The following is a 23,958-nucleotide window of genomic DNA, read 5'->3' on the forward strand; positions in this document are numbered from 1 at the left end:
TCTAATGTAGAACTGCTACAATTTTATAAAATAAATTAGCTACTATATCCAACTATTTTATATTTTTGCAGGCATAAAGCTTTAATATTTAAGTTATGGTAAACGCAAACAACCCTTCTCATTATAAAGTAATTATCCTTGGAGTTTTTGTAACTCTTTTTGGTGTATACATTAAGCAATTTATAGAGCACTCTACTGTTGTAGACTTAATTGGATGGGCTTTAACTTTCATTGGTGCATTTATCTCTATTGGCGGAGTATTCAAAATTTTAAAAGACTAATGAAATCTTAATCATATTTATAAAAGCTCTGAATATTTCAGGGCTTTTTCTTTTTTAAGCTTAATATAATTTGCGTTAAAGATTCACTCTCGCGTATTTGCTTTAAAGCTTCTTCATGGGCTATCCAAAATATTTCTTCGGCCCGGCTAATATCAAAAAGACCAGTTTCTCCTAAACCATGAGGCTCAATTAAAATATCTACTCCTTTTCTTTTTTCTTCCATATCATGATTGGTGGATAAAGTAGCAGCTCTTTCTATCACATGCTTCATATTCCTGAGCTTTTGTATCACCGGTAAATGGTTGCAAGAAGAACCAATAATGTAATCGCAGTTATTTTGTAAAGGCTCTAAAGGGAAATTGTTAAGCACTCCACCATCAACATAAAAATCTCCTTCTATTTCTATCGGGTTAAAAATACCTGGTATACAACTAGAAGCCATCACCTTATCAATCAAAGTACCCGAACTGAAATAAGTTAACTTACCCGTATTAAAATTAGTAGCGGTAACGGTTAAAGGTATTTTTAACTTTTCAAAGCTGTTATGAGGAAGGTAATCTAGAAAAAGTGGAAAAGTAGATTCTAGTTTTAACAGTGCTGGCCTACCTATGGCTAATCTAAATAAGCGAAGTAGTGGCGTTTTCTTAAAGATATTTAAAGCTTCATAAGGGTCTATTCCATTAGCGAACAAAGCTCCTGCTATAGCGCCTGCACTAGTACCTGTAATTTGGTGGATAGGAATTTTCTTTTCCGTTAGGGCTTTTAAAACACCCAAATGTGCAATTCCTCTTATCCCGCCTCCGCTTAAAACAATACCTATTTTCATTTTTGATTGGGCTTGTATTTAGATGCTTTTAATATTTTTTGATAGTCTTTTTCTAACATCAGTTTTTGTAAAGTTGTTTCAGGATTTTCTTGCATATAGCGCTTTACAATTTGCCAGCCAATAAATAAACCAAGTTTTGGTGCGGAATTATTCTTATCGCCTAAGCCTGGTGTAAATGGGGCTTCTGATAAGTATTTCTGTATTTTTAAATAATCAGTATCATAAAGTAAATCCTCACTCAAGAAATAAGCCCAAATATCAGACTCGAAATTGCTTGCCCATTCGGCTTGTGCTTTGGTGTAGCCAATAAGTATGCTATCAGCAATGGTAGGTTGTACTTTACTTAAAAAATAAAGAATCTTTCCATTGTAAATCATCTTATCCAACAAGCTTTTTTCTGCATCAGATTCTGGAAATAACTCTTCACGAGCCAATACTTCCATTACCCTCGGGGTGATGTTATCCGGTGTAAACCTTCTGCTGATGTATCTTGGAATACTTTCTACCAAAGCGGGGTAAAACTTAGAATCAGGGCCTAAAAACATGTCTAAGCCAATACCAATATAATTTTCTCCAATAGGTGTTTGTACCTGAAAACCAGAAATATAGGTGATTAATGTTGGTATTTTAATTTTGGGATAGTAATATTTTACATGTTTAAAAGCATCTGTAAGTATAGGAATTTGAGCATCTAAATTTGGATAAACTGCTTGTGTTTCTTTTTGTAAATCCTGATAAGGAGCCCCGGATAAAACATCTTTTACAATAGGATAATAAGCGGTATCAGATGTTGGTCCCGTATTTAAGATTTTCTCAAAATAATCTTGATAAAAAGCACCATATTCTTTTTGTAATGGAGGTAATGCTGTAGCAAGCTGGTTTGGGTTTACTTTAGCTAAGTCTTGGTCAAACCTTTTGATAGTAAGCTCTATATTAATATGGCTAACATCAACTTTATTTTCTTGCTTACATGATATACAACAAACTAAGCATATCAGAAAAAAAAAAGTACTTTTGAGACAGATTTTTATTTTAAGAATCATAAAGTTAAATTTTTAATTACCGAAGTTATGAAAAAGATATTATTCCTATTTCCGTTTCTATTTTTAAGTTTTTGCGTTTTGGCACAAGATGAGGAAGAACCAGCCTTTAAATTAGGATTAACGGCACATCCAACTTTAGGATGGATAAAATCTGATATTGATAATGTAGATGGAAAAGGAGTGAGGTTAGGTTTTTCTTATGGTCTTTTGGCTGATATAAACTTTGCAGATAATTATGCTTTTAGTACTGGTTTAAAGTTAACCACTATTAATGGTAGAACAGAAACCGTGGCAGGAAGTACCAACTCTGAACAGGTTTTTAAATTGCAATACATAGAAATACCAGCTAAGCTTAAACTATTAACCAATGATAACAATGGGGTTAAGTTTTTTGGAGAGTTTGGTTTAGGGAATGGTTTAAACATCAAGGCTAAACAAGATAATACATCAACCATAACAGCAGACAATGCTGATAACAGAGATATTTATAACCAAACTGCTTTTTACAGGGGCTCTATCATTATAGGTGCTGGCGCCGAGATTAGCACAACAGGAAGAACCAAAATATTAGCTGGTTTAAGTTTTGATAATGGTTTTACTGATATTAAAAAGGGAGATGGCTCTCTAAAAAATGCTTATTTAGGTATAAATATTGGGGTGTTTTTTTAGAAGGTAAGCATTTTTAAGCGATTACTTATTTATGAAAATAGCATTAGCGCAGTTAAACTATCACATCGGAAATTTTGAGCTCAATACTCAGAAAATTATACAAACCATTACAGCGCAGAAAGCAGCTGGGGCAGATTTAGTTGTCTTTGCAGAGTTGAGTATTTGTGGCTATCCACCCAGAGATTTTCTAGAATATCCGGAGTTTATAGCTTTATGTAAACAATCTGCTTTAAAAATAGCAGAAGCTTGTGAAGGTATAGCTTGCATTGTGGGTGTTCCGGAGTTGAACCCTGTTATAGAAGGCAAAGATTTGTATAATGCAGCCTATTTTATGGCTGATGGGGAAATTAAACAAATTATCAGGAAAGCCTTGTTGCCCACTTATGATGTTTTTGATGAGTATAGGTATTTTGAGCCTGCTCATGAATTTAAATGCGTAGATTATAAGGGCTATAAAATAGCCGTTACCATTTGCGAAGATTTATGGAATTTAGGCGATAATCCTTTGTATAAAGCTTGTCCTATGGATGAGCTGATTAAGGAAGAGCCAGACTTTATGATTAACATTGCGGCTTCGCCTTTTGCTTATCATCATGATGAGCAAAGGATTGTTATACTTTCTCAAAATTGCCATAAATATCAAATCCCATTATTTTATGTAAACCAAGTTGGTGCGCATACCGAGTTGATTTTTGATGGTGGTTCTTTGGTTTTTGACAAAGCAGGCGATATCGTATCAGAACTTAAATATTTTGAAGAGGATGTTCAAATTTTTGATGTTGGACAGGTTAAAAGCTCCATTATTTTAAGTGAAAATCAAGAAAGACCATCAGATACAGTACAAGTACACCAAGCCTTGGTTTTAGGTGTTAGAGACTACTTTCAAAAATCAGGATTTAAAAAAGCTATTCTAGGCTTGTCAGGAGGCATAGATTCTGCTGTGGTTTGTGCATTAGCATGTGAAGCTTTAGGTGCAGAAAATGTGATGGCTGTATTACTACCTTCTAAGTATTCTTCAGATCATTCTGTTAAAGATGCTTTAGACCTCGTTAAAAATATAGGATGTAAACATACCACCCTTCCTATAGCGCAAGTAGCAACAGCTTTTGAAGATACCCTAGCTCAAGAATTTGAAGGCCTTGCACCAAGTTTAGCCGAAGAGAATATACAGGCTCGCTCTCGTGGTGTATTGTTAATGGCCATGTCTAACAAATTTGGCTATGTATTATTAAATACCAGTAATAAAAGTGAGGCTGCTGTAGGTTACGGCACTTTATATGGAGATATGTGTGGCGCCATTTCTGTGATTGGCGATTGCTACAAGACTCAAGTTTTTCAATTAGCCAGATATATCAATAGAAATGGAGAAATTATTCCTGAAAATACAATAGTTAAACCGCCATCTGCGGAATTAAGGCCAGATCAAAAAGATTCTGACTCTTTGCCAGAATACGATATCCTAGATAAAATACTATTTGAGTATATTGAATTGAAGAAAAGCTCAAAAGAAATTATAGAACAGGGCTTTGATACAGATTTGGTTAAAAAAGTTTTAAATCTGGTTAATAATGCCGAATTTAAGCGTTACCAAACGCCTCCCATTTTAAGGGTATCACCTAAAGCTTTTGGAATGGGAAGAAGAATGCCTATAGTAGGCAAGTATTTATTTTAACTAATGATAAATTATGAGAAAGTTACCTCTTTTAATCCTGATTTTTATGACAACAATGACAAGTGCTTTTGCACAAACAAAGGCAGAAAAAGAAGTTAGCATAGCCGTAGAAAAGCTACGTGATGCTATGGTTAGCGGTAACCGAGCCGATTTAGAGAGTATTGCATCAACCCATTTAAGTTATGGGCATTCTGGAGGTAAAGTTGAAGATAAAGCTGCCTTTGTAGAGGCTATTGCCGGAGGCTCATCTGATTTTGTGAAAATAGATTTAGCAGATCAAACTATCCAAGTTACAGGCAATACAGCTATTGTTAGACATAAATTATCTGCCGATACCAATGATGGTGATAAACCAGGACATGTGAATTTACATATCCTTTTGGTATTTGTAAAGAATAGCGGAAATTGGGAACTATTAGCCAGGCAAGCGGTTAAAATCCTTTAGAAAATAAAAAGCTATCCAAAACGGATAGCTTTTTTTATCTTTTTGAAGATAACTTATTTTACCACAAAGTCTATATGAACATCTCCCCATGCTAGAGCTACTTCTCCGTTTTTAGCAATAGTGAAAGTCATTCTTTCCATAAACTCTTTAGCTTTCTCTGCTTTTACAGTAAATCTAAGCGCATCTTCTGCTTCTTTGTATTTGTAATTTCCCCACTGGTCCCAAGTTTTGTTAAAAATAACAACCCATTCTTTTTCACCTGGGATAGTAAACAAAGCATATTTACCAGCAGCTAAACTTTTGCCATTAATTTTAACGTCTTTACTCACTTCAAACTGAGTGGCTGCATTGGCACCAGTTCTCCATACTTTTCCGTAAGGCGCAATTTCTTTACCAATAGTTCTGCCTTTTATACCCGGTTGTGCATAATTGATAGTTACTTTAGTGCCATTGCTTAAGGTTTCTGTAACACTTGCAGGCGGACTAGCAGGTTGTTTTTTAGCTTCCTGAGCTTTAACTACTACATTCCCGATAAGGAAAAATAGCGTAGACAATAATAAGATTGTTTTTTTCATGATGTTATTTTTCTTTAGAAACGTTATTATTTATAAAATGTTGATACACTCATTAAAATATTACCTCCAATTTTTAAACAAATTGATTAAACCATTGGTAGAAGCATCATGAGAAGTAATTTCATCATCGTTTTTAAGCTCAGGTAATATTTTACCTGCTAATTGTTTGCCTAATTCAACTCCCCATTGGTCAAAGCTAAAGATGTTCCAGATAACGCCTTGTACAAAGATTTTATGCTCATACATGGCTATTAAAGCGCCTAAAGTTTTAGGGTTTATTTGTTTAACTAAAATAGAGTTGGTTGGTCTATTACCTTCAAATACTTTAAAAGGAGCTATTTTTGCTATTTGCTCATCGGTTTTACCTTCTTTTTTAAGTTCGGCAATTACTTCTTCTTCTGTTTTACCATTCATTAAAGCTTCTGTTTGTGCAAAGAAGTTAGAAAGCAATAAGGTATGATGCTCGCCTAATGGATTATGAGATTTTGCCGGAGCAATGAAATCACAAGGGATTAATTTGGTGCCCTGATGGATTAACTGATAAAAAGCATGTTGTCCGTTAGTGCCAGGCTCTCCCCAAATTACTGGACCAGTTTGATAATTTACTTGTTCCCCATCTCTAGCCACATATTTTCCATTACTTTCCATATCTCCCTGCTGGAAATAAGCAGCAAAACGATGCATGTATTGGTCATAAGGTAAGATAGCTTGAGTTTCTGCCTCAAAGAAATTATTATACCATACGCCTAATAAAGCTAATATTACAGGGATATTTTGCTCAAACTCTGTTTCTCTGAAATGGATATCCATTTCATGAGCGCCTAGAAGTAAATCTTCAAAATTCTCAAAACCTACAGAAAGTGCAATAGGTAAACCAATAGCACTCCATAAAGAGTAACGTCCGCCAACCCAATCCCAAAACTCAAACATATTTTGGGTATCAATACCAAATTTAGAAACGCCTTCTGCATTGGTAGAAAGCGCAGCAAAATGTTTAGCCACATCACTTTCGGCAGCACCAGTAGCCAAAAACCAATTACGGGCAGAATGGGCATTTGCCATTGTTTCCTGTGTAGTAAAAGTTTTAGATGCAATTAAAAACAGCGTAGTTTCTGGGTTAACCTTTTTTAAAGTTTCTGCTATATGTGTGCCATCAACATTAGATACAAAATGAAGCGTTAAATGATTTTTATAAGCTTTTAAAGCCTCGGTAACCATAACCGGACCTAAATCAGAACCTCCAATGCCAATATTTACAACATCTGTAATGGTTTTTCCGGTATATCCTTTCCAATCTCCGTTGATGATAGCATCAGAAAAGGTTTTCATTTTTTGTAAAACCGCATTTACATCAGGCATTACATCTTTACCTTCAACAATTACAGGTGTATTACTTCTGTTTCTTAAAGCTGTGTGCAGTACGGCTCTATCTTCTGTTTCGTTAATCTTTTCACCATTAAACATGGCTTGTATAGCACCTTCAACTCCGCATTCTTTGGCTAGTTGAGTTAATAAGGCCATGGTTGTTTCGTTTATTCTATTTTTAGAATAATCAACTAAAATATCATTAAACAAAACAGAGAATTTGTTAAACCTTTCAGCGTCTTCAGCAAAAAGACCTCTTAAATGTTTATCTGATATTTCAACGAGATGGTCGGCAAGATATTGATAGCTTTGTGTTTGTGTGAAGTTGATTTTTGGTAACATGCAGTTTAATTTATTGATTTCTAAATTGGCTGCAATATAAGCATTGCAAAATTTTTAAGACAAAACTATTCGCATTCGTTTTTGTAACTTACTATATCTTAAATTGCAACATAACACTAATTGAAAAAATGAGAAAACTGTTTGTTACTTTGCTAGTTGCATTAAGTTTGCAACTTTTTGCACAGAATAAGATAGATGACGTAAAGACATTTACCTTAAGCAACGGAATGAAGTTTCTGGTTCTGGAAGATGCTTCAATCCCTAACGCCAATATGTACCTGTTTTACAAAGTAGGTTCAAGAAATGAACATCCGGGCATAACCGGCTTGTCGCACTTTTTTGAGCACATGATGTTTAACGGAGCTAAAAAATATGGTCCCAAAGAATTTGACCGTACCATGGAGTATAATGGTGGGGCAAATAATGCCTATACCACACAAAATGTAACGGTTTATACCGATTGGTTTCCTGCCCAAGCTTTGGAAGTTATATTCGATTTAGAATCAGACCGTATAGCTAATTTGGCGATAGCCGATAATATGGTAGAATCTGAAAGAGGTGTAGTACTTTCAGAAAGAAGTACGGGTTTAGAAAACTCGCCATGGAGAATGCTAGGCGAGGCTGTTTATGCCACTGCTTTTCAAGAACATCCTTACCATTGGCCTGTAATTGGTTACGAAGAGGATATCAAAAACTGGACAAAACAAGATTTAGAATATTACTTTAAAACTTATTATGCGCCCAACAACTGTACGGTTGTTATCTCGGGTAATGTGAAATTTGATGAGGTAAAAAGACTTGCTGAAAAATATATGCAACCTATACCATCTCAGAAACCAGGTCCTAAAGTTCATTTGGTTGAGCCAAAACAAACCGGAGAGAGAAGAATTGCGGTTCAGAAACAAGTAAGTTCTCCTTATATGATTATTGGTTACCATGCGCCAGAAGCACAGCATGCTGATTATTATGCTTTAGACATCTTAAGTGCTATTTTAAGTAATGGAAACTCATCTCGTTTACACAGTAATTTGGTTGATAAAAACCAATTGGCAACTTCTGTTTTTACAGATTATAGTGCCAGTTTTGATCCCACTTTATTTTCTATTTATGTATCATCTGCAAAAGGAAAATCAACAGATGAGATAGAAAAAATGGTTTATACCGAGCTTGAAAAAATAGCTAAGGAAGGTGTTACAGCTAATGAACTACAAAAAATCAAGAACCAGAAATTGAGTGAGTTTTATGACCAAGTTGAAACCATTAATGGCAAATCTAATAATCTAGGTACTTATGAGGTTTTCTTTGGTGATTATAAAAAGATGTTTACCGCTATGGATGAATATGCTAAAGTAAGTGTAGATGATGTTAAAAGGGTAGCTGCAACTTATTTCAAAAAATCTAATAGAACAGTCGGAGTTTTAAAAAGTAACACAGAAGAATAATCATGAAAAGAAATCAATCAATCATAAAAATAGGCTTTTTCTTGCTAATGGTTTTTCCTTTGGCAGTTTTAGCACAGCAAGCTAAGTTTAAGCTTCCGGCATACGAGAAATTTAAATTAGCTAATGGTTTAACCATATATCTGATGGAGCAACATGAGGTTCCTACGATTAATATAGCAGCGGTAATTCCATCAGGGGCAGTTTTAGATGCTGATCAAAAAGGTTTGGCCTCCTTAACAGCTAAAGCTTTGCAATTTGGAACAAAAAGTTACACTAAAGCTCAAATAGAAGAGCAGATGGACTTTATTGGTGCCTCATACAATACTTATGCTGGTAAAGAATTAGCAGGTTTAAGCGCAAAATTTGCAGCTAAACATCAAGATAAGGTTTTGCCTATTATAAACGAGCTATTAACAGCGCCAAGTTTTAATGAACAAGAATTTACCAAAGAGAAACAAAGAATACTTACACAATTGGAAAGGGCAAAGGAAAGTCCGCGTTCTGTAATTGGTAATTATTGGGATAATTTTATGTATGGCAACCACCCTTATGGCAATCCGGTTTCTGGTAGTGTTAGTTCGGTTCAAAATTTATCTGTTACCGATGTGAAGAACTTTTATAACAAGAACTATGGGCCTAATGGTGCAGCAATAGCTATTGTTGGAGACTTTAAAGCTAAAGAGATGAAAGCTAAAATCTCTAAGCTTTTTGGTAAATGGAATAACTCAGTTAATGCCACAGCTATTTCATCAACTATAGAAAGCCCTAAAGAGGCCAGAGTTTTATTGGTTAATAAAAGTGATGCCCGTGAAACAACCATGTTGATAGGCGGTAAAGGCGTTAGTCGTAACAATCCAGATTTTGTAGCCATAGAAGTGGTAAATACTGTTTTAGGAGGTAGGTTTACCTCGTGGTTAAATGATGAGTTAAGAGTAAACTCGGGCTTAACTTATGGTGCTAACAGTCGTTTCTCTACCTTGAAAAATTCTGGTACATTTTACATCAGTACTTTTACGGCTACAACAACTACCAAAGCTACGGTTGATAAAGCTTTAGAAGTATTGAAAAAGCTTCAGGAGAAAGGCTTAGATGAAGCTACCTTACAATCGGCCAAGAATTATGTAAAAGGGCAGTTTCCGCCAGATTATGAAACGCCTGCTCAATTAGCTTCTTTACTTACCGATATGTTTTGGTATGATTTTAACGAAGACTTCATCAATTCTTTTGAAAATAAGGTAGATGGCCTAACTGTTGAAAAAAGTAAAGAGATTATCCAAAAGTATTTCTCGGCTAATGATTTGCAGTTTTTATTTGTAGGGAATGCAGCAGAAATTAAGAATGTAGTAAGTGCTTATGGTAAACTGACCGAAAAACAAATCAAAGAGGATAGTTTTTAAATAAATACTGTACACTAAGTACTCTTAAAAGTGGATTAACTCTTGTTAATCCACTTTTATTTTTTGGTATAGTAATTGATATCAAAGTTTTAGTTCTATCTAATTATAATTGATTTAATAATTTTTGCTTTTTATTGATAAAAATATATTAAAATATTTGTTTGTTTGCATAATTTATTGGAATTTTGTTTTTGAGTAGTTAATTTTGTAATCTCACCTAATTTAAAATAAAATGTTTGAGAAGTTGTATTCTATAGTAAAAGAGAATTTAGAGCCACATTTAAATGAGGTAGGTCAAATTTCTACTAGTGCACACGAAGCTATCATTAACGAAGCATCAGGTACTATTATTGATGTTTTAAAAGCGCAAATTGATAATGGTAAGTTTAATGATTTGCTAGTTTTCTTTAGTGTATCTAGTATTCAAAACACCGCTTTGGTACGTTCAATAGCATCAAAATATGCTATTAGATTAAACAAGTATTATGGCGTCAATATGAATACGGCTAAAACTTTTGCTGATAAGCAGATGCCTGTTATCATGAACAAGCTTATACAAACGGCTAAAAGTAACCCAAAAAATGCAAACGGAATGTTTGCTTTCTTTAACAAGCTGAGTGGATATTCTATTAATTTTGAGACTTTATTTGGCAAGATGCCTCAATTGCAGTTGGCTTAAATTTTAAAGGTTAAATAAATTAAAATAGTTGAGGGAACCGCTTTTATAGCGGTTTTTTTTATGACTAATTTTTTTTGGGAAATAAAAAGGAGGTTATGTTTAACATAACCTCCTTTAAGTATTTCAGGTAATTTGATACTACCAGAATACGGTATAAAGCGCTAGTAAAATACCAAATATTAATAGTGCACCAACAGTAAAGCCTGTATTGGTTTTAAACATGCTGCTGTCTATCTCTAATCCTTTAGGGTTAACACCTTTTCTGTTTTCTAAAATAGAAATCAAATACATACCAATGATACAAAAGATAAACACAAAGCCCATTCTATCTAAGAAAGGAATTTCGTAAACACCATTTACATTAACGGCGAATCCTGCTGGGTATAAGAAAGAAAGGTCTGTCCATTCTGGAAGGAATTTTAACACTACCGATAAGATAAAACCTCCAATGGTGGCAAACATTGCTGCCGATGAAGTAGTTCTTTTCCAGAAGAATCCTAAGATAAACATCGCAAATATACCCGGAGAGACAAAGCCTGTATACTCTTGAATATATTTAAAACCACCTTTTTCTATTCCTAAGTGAGGTGCAATAACTACTGCCAATAGCATAGTTGCAATGATGGTAATTTTACCTGTTAATACCTGATTAGCTTCAGATGCATTTGGGTTGAATATCTTCTTGTAAACATCTAAAGTAAAGATGGTGGCAATACTATTTGCTTTACCCGCTAAAGAAGCTACTACTGCCGCTGTTAAAGCTGCAAAAGATAAACCTTTCAATCCCGGAGGCAATAAGTTTAACAATACTGGGTAAGCACTATCAGGGTTTACTTCGCCATTAACAAGCATCTCGGTAGTAAAAACTTCTTGTTTGTAGAGTACGTAAGCGGCAATACCTGGCAATACCACAATAATAGGCATTAACAATTTTAAGAAAGCTGCAAATAATAAACCTCCTCTGGCAGTTTTTAAATCGGCACCTAAAGCTCTTTGGGTAATGTACTGGTTACAACCCCAATAGTTTAAGTTTACAATCCACATACCACCTACCAATACGGTTAAGCCTGGTAAATCAACAAAGTTTTTGTTGTCTTTATCAAAAATCATGTGGAAATGATCTTCTGCTTGTGAGGTAATGAGGTTAAAACCATTAAGAACACCGCTAGATCCATTATTTTGAGCTACTAAATCAAGTGCTAAATAAGTGGTTGCTAAACCTCCTAAGATTAAGAAAAACACTTGGATTACATCGGTATAACCAATAACTTTCATCCCGCCAAGGGTAATGATGATGGAGAATATAGCTAAGGCATACATACAAACCGTAAAGTTTATACCAGATATGCTACTAACTGCTAAAGCTCCTAAGAAAAGGATAGAAGTTAAATTTACCACAACGTAAAGCAATAGCCAGAAAACGGCCATAATCATGGCAACGGTCTCGTTATAACGCTGGCTTAAGAACTGAGGCATGGTAAATATCTTGTTTTTAAGATATACCGGGATAAAGAATACAGCAACAATAACTAACGTTGCAGCAGCCATCCATTCATAAGTTGCAATAGCAAGGCCTAAGGTGAAGCCAGCGCCACTCATACCAATAAATTGTTCTGCTGAGATATTGGAAGCGATAAGTGATGCTCCAATTGCCCACCATGTTAATGACCCTTCTGCCAGGAAGTAGTCCTTAGAACTTGCGCTCTCTGCTTTTTTACGGTTGTAAATCCATAGTCCGTATCCAGCAACAATCACAAAGTATATTAGAAATACAATGTAATCAGAAGTTTGAAGTGTGTTCATTCTTTATTTAAGTTTAGTTTGGAGGACGTGAATTTATTAAAAAATATGTTTATTAAGCATATTTTCAAAAAATTCTTGTTTACCACTTATGGTTTGAGGCTCGCCATGCTGAATGGCATAATCTCTTAAATCAGCTAAAGAAAGTTTTCCTTCTTCAAATTCTTTCCCTTTACCAGAGTCAAAAGAAGCGTAACGTTGCGCTCTTAGCTTTTTATAATCTGATTTTTCTAAGATTTCTTCTGCTACTAATAAAGCTTTAGCAAAAGTATCCATACCGCCAATATGCGCATAGAATAAATCTGCAGGGTCTGTAGAATTTCTTCTGATTTTAGCATCAAAATTAATACCTCCACCTTGTAAGCCTCCAGCTTCAACAATCACCAACATAGCTTCTACCAATTCTAAAATGTTATTAGGGAATTGGTCTGTATCCCAGCCATTTTGGTAATCGCCTCTGTTAGCATCAATAGAACCTAACATGCCAGCATCGGCAGCAACTTGTAACTCATGTTGGAATGTATGGCCAGCCAAAGTAGCATGGTTAACTTCTATGTTTAGTTTGAAATCATTTAATAAATCATACTGTCTTAAGAAACCTATAACGGTGGCAGAATCATAATCATACTGATGTTTAGAAGGTTCGCAAGGTTTAGGCTCAATAAAGAAAGTTCCTTTAAAGCCATTGCTTCTTGCGTAATCTTTTACGGTGTGTAAGAAACGAGCAAAATGTTCTTGCTCTCTCTTCATATTGGTGTTTAATAAGGTCATGTAGCCTTCTCTACCACCCCAAAAAACATAGTTTTCTCCGCCTAAAGCAATCGTAGCATCAATAGCAGCCTTTACTTGTGCGGCACCATGTGTCAATACATGAAAATCTGGATTGGTGATAGCACCATTCATATAACGTTTATGAGAAAACAGGTTAGCTGTACCCCAAAGTAATTTAATGCCACTTTCTTTTTGCTTTTGTAAGGCATATTCTACCATAGCGTTCAATCTTCTTTCGTTCTCTACGATATCGTTAGTATAATCAACAACATCAACATCATGAAAGCAATAGTAAGGAAGGTTCATTTTTGTCATGAACTCAAATGCGGCATCCATTTTGTCTTTTGCTCTTTCTACAGCATCTGCTTTAACATCCCAAGCAAATTCATGAGTAGGGCCTCCAAATGGATCGGCACCGTTACCATTGAAAGAGTGCCAGTATGCGCAAGCAAATTTTACATACTCTTTCATGGTTTTTCCTTGAACTATCCTGTTTTCATCATACCATCTAAAAGCTAATGGATTATCTGATTCTCTTCCTTCAAATTTAACTTGGTTTATACCTTTGAAGAATTCTTTTTCACCTGTTACGATTGACATTTTTGATTGATTTATATGTTATTAATTTTTTGATTGAGTAATTGTTTCCATTCTTGGTAGGCAGCATCATAAGCCTCTGTTTCCTGAGGTTCTATGGTAGCTAACACCTCTTGATTTTGAAAGGCTTCCTGAGCGTTTTTAAAATGTTTAATACCAATACCTGCACCTAAGGCAGCGCCTACGCTACCATCATTCTGATAAAGCTCTATAGGTACTTGGGTAGCTCCGGTAAATGCTTTTCTAAATACCTCGCTTAAAAATAAATTTGATTTTCCGGCTCTTATAACTGAGGGGTTTAAGCCATTTTCTCTAATGATATCTAAACCGTATCTGAAAGAAAAAGCAATACCTTCTTGTACAGCATTAAAGATATATGCTGCTTGGTGTTGATTTAAATCTATATTAAAAATGTGGGCCCCAATAAGCTTGTTGTTTAACATTCTTTCTGCACCATTGCCAAAAGGTAAAATTCTGAGGCCTTTACTACCAATTTCTACCTGAGAAGCAAGTTGGTTGATTTCCGGATAGCTTAAATCTTTGGCAAAAAGTTTTCTTGCCCAGCTGTTTAATATCCCTGTACCATTAATACACAATAAAACACCCGTTCTAATCTGGTTTTGCAAATAATTAACGTGTGCAAAAGTGTTGATACGAGATTGCTGATCGTAAACCAATTGGTCGCTTACGCCATAGATAACACCAGAAGTACCTGCTGTGGCAGCAACTTCACCTGGTTCTAACACGTTTAAAGAAAGTGCATTATTGGGTTGGTCGCCAGCTTTATAAGCTACTTGTATACCCGCTTTAAGTTGAAGTATATCTGCAACATCAGTCTTTACCTCGCCATGGTTGGAAAATACAGGTTTCAGTTCTGGAAATATGGAAGTATCAAAGCCAAACTCTTTACATATTTTTTCTGATAGCTTGTTGTTTTTAAAATCCCAGAAAATACCTTCAGATAATGCGCTGATACTGGTTGTAATATGGCCTGTTAACTTCATGGATATAAAATCTCCGGGAAGCATGAGTTTGTATATGTTGGCAAAAATTTCGGGTTCATTTTCTTTTACCCAAGCCAATTTAGAAGCTGTAAAATTTCCGGGCGAGTTAAGATGATGACTTAAACTTTCTGCTTGGCCTATATTTTGAAATGCTTTTTCTCCAATGTCTACAGCTCTGCTATCGCACCAGATGATTGCATTTCTTAGCACTTGCTGGTTTTTATCAACTAATACTAAGCCATGCATTTGATAAGCTATACCAATACCTATGATGTCTTGTGGGTTGTATTTTTTGGTTTGATGATTTTTTAAGATGGCTTTCTGCGTAAACTCCCACCAGTTTTCTGGTGATTGTTCTGCCCAGCCTGGTTTAAGAGCGATGATTTCTGCCTCTGTTTCTGGATATTGTGCAGTTGATACAATTTTTTGCGTAAGCGTTTCAATAACTGAAACTTTTACAGAAGATGTGCCTATGTCTATACCTAATAAATACATAAATGTTTAAGCCAGGTTATAATGGTTAAGTGCAACCGGTTGCATAAAGGTATATTTAATATTTAAATTGTCAAAATATCCTATAATTTTATTTACTTTAAAAAGTGAAAAAGAAGGCAACCATTTATGATATAGCTAAAGAGCTTAATATTACGGTATCTACCGTATCTAGGGCTCTTAATAATTTTTCTACGATAAGTGATGCTACAAAAAAAGCTGTTTTTGAGACTGCTGAAAAGTTAAATTATAGCCCCAATCGTCTCGCATCTTCTTTAAAATCAGGGAAAACACATACCATAGGAGTTATTGTTCCCAGTATGGAAATCCATTTTTTTGCTGTAGTTATTCATAGTATAGAGCAAGTATTAAAAGATAATGATTATCGCATTCTTTTGTACCAGTCTGGAGAATCGGTTGAGAACGAGATTAATGGCGTAAAAACCTTGTTAGAAGCACAGGTGGATGGTATTATCGCTTCTCTTTCTCTTGAGACTGAGGATACTTCACATTTCCAAACACTAATCAAACAAAATAAGCCACTGGTTTTATTTGATCGTGTAGATGAAAAGCTAAATGTTCCGACGGTAACTTTAGATGATTATAAAGCTGGTTATTTGGCAACCGAACATTTAATTAAACAAGGTTATCAAAATATTGCTTTTGTAACTACTGTCCATCAGAATAGTATTTTTGGCAATAGGGTAAAAGGCTATAAGGCCGCTTTAGCTGATTTTAAGTTGAAAGTTAAAGAAGATCATATTATATATGGAGGGTTATCTATAAAAGATGGGCGTTATGGTGCTGATAAACTTATGAGAGCGCAAGACAAACCCGATGCTATTATTGCTGGAGATGATTATACTGCCTTAGGTGTTATCAAAAAGTTAAAAGAATTGCAACTTACCCCGCCACACATTGGAGTTATGGGTTTTGCTAATGAAACATTCTCGGCTTTTATTACACCAAATTTATCTACTATAGATCAACAGGCAGCTAAAATGGGTATAGCATGTGCTGAAAGTTTTGTTAAGATGATTAAAAGTGGCAATCCTTATCAAAATGTAGAACATATCGTGATAGAACCTTTAGTTATTAAAAGGCAATCAACCGCAAAATAATACGAGTGTAATATTGCACTTCTTTTTAAATGTAAAGTTTTATTATATTTATTTTTGTTTTTAAAACTTTGCATCCATGTCTGAAAAAAAAATAGTTGTACTTTATGTAGATGATGAAGAAAATAATCTAATTTCTTTTAAAGCTAATTTCAGAATAAAGTATCAAGTACATACTGCATTAAGTGGCGATGATGCCCTTAAGATTATGGAAACCAAAGCTGTTGATATTATTATTACAGACCAAAGAATGCCCAATATGACTGGTGTTGAGTTTTTAGAAAAAGTATTAGAAAAGTTTCCGGAACCTATGCGTATATTACTAACAGGATATGCTGATATGAGTGCAGTGATAGACGCCGTTAATAAAGGTAAAATTTTCCATTATCTTAATAAACCTTGGGATGAAGCAGAGCTTGATATGACTATTAAAAGAGCTTATGACATCTTGTTAGAACGTAAGCAAATAGAAATCATGAATGAAAAATTGGCTACTTCTAATGATCAATTAGAGTTTTTGTTAAGACAAAAACTTTTATCTTAACTTTCTTGGCTAATATTATTTATCATTTCTTCAAAAGCTTCAAAGCTATAAGGTTTTTTTAATACTCCAAATACAGATTCGTAAGTAGAAATTCTACTGATATCATTTTTATTTAATGATGTTGTAATGGAGATAATACGATAATTGTTTTTGGTTTCTTTCGGCAAGTTTTCAAACTCTTCTATAAACTGAAAGCCATTCATTACAGGCATCATGATATCTAGTAAAAGTACTGTTAAACTTCCTTTTTCTGGTTCTATAGCTTTAATATCCTGTAAAGCTTCTATAGCATTGTCATAAGCTTTAAAGCTATTACATTTGCCTGTGTTTAGAATAAGTTTTTCTGCAATAAAGCAATCTAATTCTCTATCGTCTACAATAATAAAGTTTAGTTTCATGTTTATTTGTTAGGTATTTTGATGGTGAAAGTTGTGCCTTGGTTAAGTTCAGAGTCTACTTCTACTTGTCCGTTTAGTTTTAACAAAGCACTTTTAACATTAAATAATCCAAAGCCCGAGCCAGCTTCTTTAATATGTGCTCTAAAGAATAAATCAAAAATTTGATTCTTATATTTTTCATCAATTCCAGAGCCATTATCAGCTACAATAATGGTTGCAATGCCTTTTTCTACGACGATATTTAAGCTAACAAATTTGTCTTCTTTTTCTAATATCTGATATTTAAAAGCGTTTGATAAAAGGTTGTTGATGATTAAAAAAATAGAAACTCTATCGCTCCAGAAAGATTCTTCTTGTTGTAAATGGATTTTAAAGGCTATGGATAGAGTTTTAGCATAAATTTCATAAACATCTTCCATTTCTTTGATAAGATCTCTAAAATCAATATCTGTAATTTTGAGTTCGCCTCTTTCTAAGCTGTAATAATCATGCATGCTTAAGATGAAATCATCTAGTTTTTGAACAGATTTATTCATCATTTTCAATATTTCTTTTACCTCATCTAAGTTATGGGTATTTAAGGCTAGATTTATTCCTCCTGCAATACCTACTAATGGGCCTCGTATATCATGACTTACAGAGTATGCAAATTTATCAAGTTCCGAATAAGCTTTATGTAATTCCTGATTTTTTAGTGCAAGCATAGAACTTGCCTCGTAAAAATGTACAGCCTCTTCAATAGCACTAATGATATCGGCATCTATCCAAGGTTTTTTTACATATCTAAAAACATGTCCTTTGTTAATGGCGTCAATAACCGATTCTATATCTGTATAAGCAGTTAATAATATTCTGATGGGGTATGGGTGTGTACTTCTAATTTCTGCAAAAAAGTCTACCCCAGTTTTATGGGGCATCCTTTGGTCGCAAAAAATTACTTTTATATCAGGATATTTATTTAAATATTGTAAAGCTTCAGAAGTATTTTGTGCAGTAAAAATCTGATAATCAAATCTTAATGAGGCTTTGAAGCCTATTAAGTTATTCATTTCATCATCTACATACAGTATCTTAATTTTTTCTGACATGATTATATTTTAGCTGATCATGATTTGGTGTATAACGGGTATTTTGATAATAAATTCTGTGCCTTTATCTGGTTCAGTATTGATAAAAATTTGACCGTTGTGTTTTTTTATAGTATTGTAAGCTATAGACATACCTAAACCTGTTCCTTCTCCCACATCTTTTGTGGTAAAGAAAGGGTCAAAAATTTTATTTCTTGTAGTGTCAGACATTCCACAGCCATTATCGGTAATATAAATGTTAACAACATCTTCTGTTGCTGTAGTTTTGATGCTTAATAAACCATCTTTACTATGGGTATGTTTGACATTGATAGCGTGTATGGCATTAGAGATGATATTTAAAAAAACTTGATTAAGTTTCCCTGGATAGCACTCTACCAAAGGTAATGCTGCATAGTTTTTTTCTACTTTAATATTGCTATTATTAAGTAAATTATTCATGATAACTAAAGTAGATTCTATCCCTTCATTTATATCAGCTCTTTTTAAGTCATCTTCATCAACTCTGGAAAAAATTCTTAGACCTTTAACAATTTCTGCGGTTCTGCTAGCCCCTTCATGAATACCTTTTAGTAAATGGTTAATTTCCATTTTTAGGTAATCGTAGTCTAACTCCTCTTTATATTCCTCTATTTCTTGCTGTTTTTCTTGTATAGTTTTATCAGACAAACCTATTTTTTCTATCAAATCTACTGCATCAAATAACATATTTACGTCTCTAAGTAATGGCGAAACGTTGGAAGTTACAAAGTTAATGGGGTTATTAATTTCATGTGCTATACCGGCAGTTAATTGACCTAATGAAGCCATTTTTTCTGCTTCAACCAATTGGGTTTGTGCTTGTTTTAAATCTTCAAGCGTATGGCTAAGTTCGTTATTTGTTTCTATCAATTCAACAGTTCTTTCTTTAACTCTTTGCTCTAATATGGTATTTTGTTCTTTGATAATGCGTTCATTTTCTTTAGCAATTTCTAAAGCTTGTGCTTGCGACTGCTCTTTTTCTTTTTTAAGAATATTAATTCTATCTGCCAATGCTAAAGAAAGTAATGTTACTTCTAGTGCTGTTCCTATTTGTAAAGAATAATTGGTAAAGGTATTATAAGGTAATAAGCCGGAGTTTTTTAATATAAATATGATGAGGCCGATGAAAAAGCCGCTCCAGGCAATTAAAAAAAACTTAGCAGGCCTGTAACCTTGTACTGTGATGGTTATTGCTACGGTATAGATAACAATAATGGTATAAATGGCGACTATATCAATTAAGCGATAACTTAAAAGGTCGAAACCTATGATTCTGGCTACAATGGCACTGGCGTAAACCACCAAAGAGACAATAAATAGTTTGTTGAGTTTAGGCGTTCTGGTTTTTGATTGTAAAAAAAGTCTGATGAATATTACACCCATAATGCCTGCTAGGCCCGGAAAAATTATCAAAGCTTTATTAAACAGGTAAGGGGTATTACTAAACAGGTATTTAAATGAATGTCCGGAAAGGGTTATTTGAGTTAGTAAGGTAAATAAGGTATATAAAACGTAATACACATAGCTTATATCTTTGGTTGAGAGATATAAGAAGCTATTATAAAGAATCATAACCATTAAAATACCAATAAGAACACCCCAAAAAATATCATGGCTATTAAGGTATTCTGATATTTTTTGCTCTTTTCCTATATAAATAGGAAGAAACATTTGCTCATGGCTATTTACTTTGAGATAATAAGTTTGTTCTGCATTTGCGGCAATGTTTAAATCAAATGTAGGATGTTGATGTTTATACTTTCTGGCATTAAATTTTTTTGTGTTACTAATTTTCTGAAAGTATAAAACTCCGTTTCTTTGATAATACAGTTCACTATTGTCTAAATAAGAACTTTCTATCATTAAAAGCAATTTGTTTTGATTACTTTGATTTTTGATGGTGAATTTTAACCAAAAATTAGCATCACTTAAAGGTAAAATGATAGTTTCTGCGCCAGAGGGCTTAAATGATTGGTTATTTAAAATATCATTAAAACTTAATTTTTTTGAATCGTCTTGTAAAATAGCAATATGATGACCTATAATGCTATTATCATTCTTAAAAATAATCTTGTGTTGCCCTAACCCATAAGTGTAAGAACAGCAAAGTATAAGAAAAAGTAAAAGTTTATTCCTCATAAGGTGGATTTAATTTTTAACTAACAAATAGAATTTTTTCTAAAGGTAATCTATGTGATTTTAATTCTATTTGTTCTGCAAAAGAAATTTTTGCTAAAAATACTTCTGCATTATTTTTATCTAATCCTGTTAAAGCTTCAAATTCTTTTCTTAATGCTGTTAATTCATTTATACTACTTACATCTAAGCCCTTGCCATTTCCATGATTGATTCTTGTAAATAAGTATAAAGGTGATATGAGTGGGTGTACTGCTAAACCAATTTTTGTTGCAGCAAGCCAAAAACGCTCCATAGCTTGACCGCCTTTAAAAAAACTTTCTAAGCTGTATTTAGGTACACTTATAAGGCATATTGCCGATGCTGATTCTATTGTTTTTAAGGCCAAAGTATCAAATGCTTTTCCGCCTTTTAATTCCTTTATTGTTTTAACAACTGCAGCATCTTTAATCATACTCAAGGCAGCAAGTTGCGAGTTACTTAATCCTAAAGTTTTAACATCAATCCCATCTTTGCTTTGTTCGGCATCGGCGGTGGTCCAGCGCATCTCTCTATGTACAAAATCATAATGACCCTCTGGGTTTAATAGGCGTATTCTATCGCAAATACCTATCATTTTTCCAAATAATTTAAGGTCTTTTTCTTCTGTAAAGTATTGAAAATTAATAGGATAAATGCTGTTTGTGATTTCTTGCAGATATGCTAATTGCTTTTCTTCTAGCCTATTTTTTTGTAGCGCATGATTTCTGTTCGTACATCTTTGATGAATATAAGTTGATAGGTCTTGTGCTAAGGTATTGGTGTTTATTTCTGATTTTTCAAAATAAATAACTGCAACCAGTTGCTCTTGGCTAGCTATGGGTAAGAAATTTATTTTTGTATTTAAATTAAATGTGAGTGCTTTAAGGTATAAATTTTCAAAAGCTGCACCTAGAGAAATAAAAGAAGCTGTTTTTTGAAAATCTCCAAAGGAATAAGACCTATTTTCTTCATGAAAAAGATAAAGAAGGCCTTCTTGATAAAGCCATTTCCAAGGTTGGTCGTTTCCTGTAGATGGAGCTGCTGCTGCTGCATGTATTAATTCTTTAAGTGTATGTTCATCAATAGTAACAGCATTATTGGTTTTAGTAAATGAAACCTGTTGTGCCAGGTTTATCAAATCTTGTTTGAATAAGGGGTTGTGTGGATTTTTTCTTTCAGAGGCGTTTTCTTGTTTATCAATCTTCGGATTTGCGATGAGTTCTTCTAAATCAATATAATATCTGCCAGAGGCATGAAATTGGTTAAGTAAGATTCTTCGGCTAACATCGGCAGCTACAGCCCCTCCTAAAGTAACAGAACTGGCAAGCTGCGGCCAGGTATTGATGGTTTGTTGTACTTCTACCATTGATGCTTTTCCTCTTAAAGAAATATTTTCTGCACCTAACATTTGCAAGATTAATGGTATTTTATCTTCATTGCTTAGTTCTTTGATTGTATGCGGGTTAATCCCTTTTAAAGTGCCATGAAGCAATTCCCTGTTGGGTTCTAAATCAAATCTTTCTACATCCAGCATTCCTCTATCGCTAGTATCCATCAAAACCGGAATTTGTAATGCTTTGGCTTTGTGTCTGGCAATAATCTTCATGTCGAGGCCATCACATTCATCTACTAAAAGATCAAGCTTGCCATCTTTAAGAAAGAAATCATCCAAATTATCTTCCGTTAAGCCTTCTTTAAAACAGGTTACATTTAAAAAAGGGTCTATTTCCAGGATTTCACGAGCGGCAACTATCACTTTTGATAAGCCTAAATTACTTACACCGCTTCTTATTCTGTTTAAATTACTAAGTTCAAGTGTATCAAAATCTGCTAAGCGTAATTCGCCACAGCCTCTTTCCATCGCTAAAGTAAGCGCAATAGATTGCCCTACAGATAAGCCTACGATACCAATCTTTTTGGTGCTTAATAAATCTCTTTCTTCTCTTGTAATTTTATATTGATTACGGTTTGTTCTTACCTCTACAAAAGCATCTCTATCTAAAAGATGTACCATTTTCTTGCTCCAGGGATAATAAACCCAAACACCGTATTGTTCTAAGCTAAATTCTCCTAGTTCTTCATCAATCAGTTTCTTGTAAACATCTTCTGTAAGCCTTATGGAAGGGTTTTTTGATTTGATAAGCTCCTGCAATTGGCTCCATATTTCGTCGTAAAAGAATACAACCTGTTGTTGGCTAATTAAATCGTTAAAAATTTGTAGGTCTTTTGGTTGATGTATTTTAAGTATTAAAGGTTGATAAATTTCTTTAAGATGGTGGTTTAGTTGTAAAAAATGAGAAGTTGTAGTGTTAGACATCTTTTAAGATTTAGGAGAAAATATCAAATTCATCAAAGTCTTGTGTTTTAAGCTGAGCTGAAGGCAAAGAAGTATTGGCTATTGCAGCCTTTAAATCCCAATTTTCTAGATTTGGTATTTGGATTTCATAATGTATTTCTATTTGTTTTTTTCTGAGCTCTTCTAAACGGGTGATGGTTAAATTTTCTCTCAGTTTGAAAATGGTTTCTCTTTCCTCCTCAACTGCTTTACTTAAAAACTCTGGGTCTTTAAGTATCATGGTGGTAGCAATTAAATCTAATTTTGGGTAGTAAAAAGTACCATTATTACCTATACTGGTTTCTATTTCGTAACCAGAATTTATGCCCATTTGTACGGTATAGGGTGCACATAATGCAAAAATAGATTTTATACCGATTTGTGTAGATATAGCCACACAAGCTCTTGATAGAAAAATGCTACCTACCCCATAACCTGCTATTTCTCTAGAATTCCATAAGCCACAAAATTCGCCTGTACCTTGTTGTGCATAATTGTAAACTAAGGTGGTTATAGCAGGGTCTAGGGCTTTAGTGGCTTCTTCTATGGGTAAGGGTTGACTTCCACCGGCAACATGTATACGTACCCCTCCATAAACTTTCTTTTTATCTAATGATTCAACAATGAGAACAAAGGCTCCTGGGTTGTCTACCCACTCGTTTTTTGAGGAAGTAACTTTGGTAACGCCAATACTCGTAAGCACATTTTTATGTCCTTCTACAAACAGCGCACAGGTTTCTGGATCGTCTATCGCCCTAAACGCTCTTAATCTTACTTCGGGTTTTTCTTTATTTAAATAAGACTCCATCAATTTTGTACAAGTATGGTTTTTAAATTTAACGTATTCTAAGAATCTTATACCAGTTTAATGGCTTAAAAGTTATTAATATTTTTTAT

General features: G+C 34.0%; 21 protein-coding genes. 9 read left to right on the top strand and 12 right to left on the bottom strand.

Features of this window, described 5'->3' with window-relative positions; translation table 11 throughout:
• The first annotated feature begins 95 nt into the window (after window positions 1-95).
• Window positions 96-281, top strand: a complete 186-nt coding sequence (locus H510_RS0114730; protein ID WP_026905011.1) for a hypothetical protein — start codon at window positions 96-98, stop codon at window positions 279-281.
• A 37-nt stretch (window positions 282-318) separates the two neighbouring features.
• Here H510_RS0114730 and H510_RS19065 read toward each other — a convergent pair whose 3' ends face one another.
• Both H510_RS19065 and gldB read right to left on the bottom strand, forming a co-directional pair.
• Window positions 319-1,107: a patatin-like phospholipase family protein gene (locus H510_RS19065; protein WP_036693071.1), complete on the bottom strand. Its 789-nt coding sequence runs from the start codon at window positions 1,105-1,107 to the stop codon at window positions 319-321.
• The gene (gene gldB / locus H510_RS0114740) at window positions 1,104-2,150 is read right to left on the bottom strand and encodes a gliding motility lipoprotein GldB (protein WP_036693073.1); all 1,047 of its coding nucleotides are present in this window, start codon (window positions 2,148-2,150) and stop codon (window positions 1,104-1,106) included. The genes H510_RS19065 and gldB overlap by 4 nt, the downstream gene beginning before the upstream one ends.
• Window positions 2,151-2,177: 27 nt before the next feature.
• Between gldB and H510_RS0114745 the strand changes: the two genes are divergently transcribed.
• The 3 genes from H510_RS0114745 to H510_RS0114755 are packed head-to-tail and all read left to right on the top strand — an operon-like array spanning window position 2,178 to window position 4,936.
• On the top strand, window positions 2,178-2,819 hold the full coding sequence (locus tag H510_RS0114745; protein WP_026905013.1) for a porin family protein: 642 nt from the start codon (window positions 2,178-2,180) through the stop codon (window positions 2,817-2,819).
• Between the two features lie 31 nt (window positions 2,820-2,850).
• Window positions 2,851-4,491, top strand: a complete 1,641-nt coding sequence (locus H510_RS0114750) for an NAD+ synthase (protein WP_026905014.1) — start codon at window positions 2,851-2,853, stop codon at window positions 4,489-4,491.
• A 13-nt stretch (window positions 4,492-4,504) separates the two neighbouring features.
• Window positions 4,505-4,936, top strand: coding sequence for a nuclear transport factor 2 family protein (locus H510_RS0114755; protein WP_036693075.1), 432 nt, complete (start codon window positions 4,505-4,507; stop codon window positions 4,934-4,936).
• A 53-nt stretch (window positions 4,937-4,989) separates the two neighbouring features.
• On the opposite strand, the gene H510_RS0114760 is transcribed toward H510_RS0114755, so the two are convergent.
• Together H510_RS0114760 and pgi are read right to left on the bottom strand one after the other, a co-directional pair.
• Entirely contained in the window at window positions 4,990-5,511 is a 522-nt protein-coding gene (locus H510_RS0114760) for a DUF2911 domain-containing protein (protein ID WP_026905016.1), read from the bottom strand.
• A gap of 60 nt (window positions 5,512-5,571) precedes the next feature.
• Window positions 5,572-7,218, bottom strand: coding sequence for a glucose-6-phosphate isomerase (gene pgi, locus H510_RS0114765; protein WP_026905017.1), 1,647 nt, complete (start codon window positions 7,216-7,218; stop codon window positions 5,572-5,574).
• 128 nt (window positions 7,219-7,346) lie between these two features.
• On the opposite strand from pgi, the gene H510_RS0114770 reads away from it, so the two are divergent.
• The 3 genes from H510_RS0114770 to H510_RS0114780 all read left to right on the top strand — a co-directional run bounded on the left by H510_RS0114770 (window position 7,347) and on the right by H510_RS0114780 (window position 10,736).
• Complete coding sequence (locus H510_RS0114770; protein WP_026905018.1) at window positions 7,347-8,660, top strand: M16 family metallopeptidase; 1,314 nt, start codon at window positions 7,347-7,349, stop codon at window positions 8,658-8,660.
• A 2-nt stretch (window positions 8,661-8,662) separates the two neighbouring features.
• Window positions 8,663-10,057: a M16 family metallopeptidase gene (locus H510_RS0114775; RefSeq protein WP_051291281.1), complete on the top strand. Its 1,395-nt coding sequence runs from the start codon at window positions 8,663-8,665 to the stop codon at window positions 10,055-10,057.
• 232 nt (window positions 10,058-10,289) lie between these two features.
• Window positions 10,290-10,736, top strand: a complete 447-nt coding sequence (locus H510_RS0114780; RefSeq protein WP_026905020.1) for a hypothetical protein — start codon at window positions 10,290-10,292, stop codon at window positions 10,734-10,736.
• A 138-nt stretch (window positions 10,737-10,874) separates the two neighbouring features.
• Here H510_RS0114780 and H510_RS0114785 read toward each other — a convergent pair whose 3' ends face one another.
• Genes H510_RS0114785 through H510_RS0114795 form a run of 3 tightly spaced genes read right to left on the bottom strand, consistent with a single transcriptional unit; the run spans window position 10,875 to window position 15,403 of the window.
• The gene (locus H510_RS0114785) at window positions 10,875-12,539 is read right to left on the bottom strand and encodes a sodium/sugar symporter (protein WP_026905021.1); all 1,665 of its coding nucleotides are present in this window, start codon (window positions 12,537-12,539) and stop codon (window positions 10,875-10,877) included.
• A 36-nt stretch (window positions 12,540-12,575) separates the two neighbouring features.
• Window positions 12,576-13,907 carry a xylose isomerase gene (xylA, locus tag H510_RS0114790; RefSeq protein WP_026905022.1) on the bottom strand — a complete coding sequence of 444 codons (1,332 nt, stop codon included), beginning with the start codon at window positions 13,905-13,907 and terminating at the stop codon, window positions 12,576-12,578.
• 11 nt (window positions 13,908-13,918) lie between these two features.
• Window positions 13,919-15,403 (bottom strand): xylulokinase, encoded by a 1,485-nt coding sequence (locus H510_RS0114795; RefSeq protein WP_026905023.1) that lies wholly within the window; start codon window positions 15,401-15,403, stop codon window positions 13,919-13,921.
• A 104-nt stretch (window positions 15,404-15,507) separates the two neighbouring features.
• Between H510_RS0114795 and H510_RS0114800 the strand changes: the two genes are divergently transcribed.
• Together H510_RS0114800 and H510_RS0114805 are read left to right on the top strand one after the other, a co-directional pair.
• Window positions 15,508-16,521 carry a LacI family DNA-binding transcriptional regulator gene (locus tag H510_RS0114800; RefSeq protein ID WP_026905024.1) on the top strand — a complete coding sequence of 338 codons (1,014 nt, stop codon included), beginning with the start codon at window positions 15,508-15,510 and terminating at the stop codon, window positions 16,519-16,521.
• A gap of 76 nt (window positions 16,522-16,597) precedes the next feature.
• Window positions 16,598-17,062, top strand: coding sequence for a response regulator (locus H510_RS0114805; protein ID WP_026905025.1), 465 nt, complete (start codon window positions 16,598-16,600; stop codon window positions 17,060-17,062).
• On the opposite strand, the gene H510_RS0114810 is transcribed toward H510_RS0114805, so the two are convergent.
• Genes H510_RS0114810 through H510_RS0114830 form a run of 5 tightly spaced genes read right to left on the bottom strand, consistent with a single transcriptional unit; the run spans window position 17,059 to window position 23,869 of the window.
• Window positions 17,059-17,460 carry a response regulator gene (locus H510_RS0114810; protein ID WP_026905026.1) on the bottom strand — a complete coding sequence of 134 codons (402 nt, stop codon included), beginning with the start codon at window positions 17,458-17,460 and terminating at the stop codon, window positions 17,059-17,061. The genes H510_RS0114805 and H510_RS0114810 overlap by 4 nt on opposite strands.
• A 2-nt stretch (window positions 17,461-17,462) precedes the next feature.
• Complete coding sequence (locus H510_RS0114815) at window positions 17,463-18,548, bottom strand: hybrid sensor histidine kinase/response regulator (protein WP_026905027.1); 1,086 nt, start codon at window positions 18,546-18,548, stop codon at window positions 17,463-17,465.
• A gap of 9 nt (window positions 18,549-18,557) precedes the next feature.
• Window positions 18,558-20,708, bottom strand: a complete 2,151-nt coding sequence (locus tag H510_RS19070) for a sensor histidine kinase (RefSeq protein WP_036693077.1) — start codon at window positions 20,706-20,708, stop codon at window positions 18,558-18,560.
• Between the two features lie 16 nt (window positions 20,709-20,724).
• Entirely contained in the window at window positions 20,725-23,043 is a 2,319-nt protein-coding gene (locus H510_RS19920; protein WP_026905028.1) for an Rv1355c family protein, read from the bottom strand.
• Between the two features lie 10 nt (window positions 23,044-23,053).
• A complete protein-coding gene (locus H510_RS0114830) occupies window positions 23,054-23,869 on the bottom strand; it encodes a hypothetical protein (protein ID WP_026905029.1) in 816 nt (271 codons plus the stop codon).
• Window positions 23,870-23,958 lie beyond the last annotated feature (89 nt).

The sequence above is a fragment of the Pedobacter glucosidilyticus DSM 23534 genome, from assembly GCF_000425145.1.
Lineage (GTDB): Bacteria > Bacteroidota > Bacteroidia > Sphingobacteriales > Sphingobacteriaceae > Pseudopedobacter > Pseudopedobacter glucosidilyticus.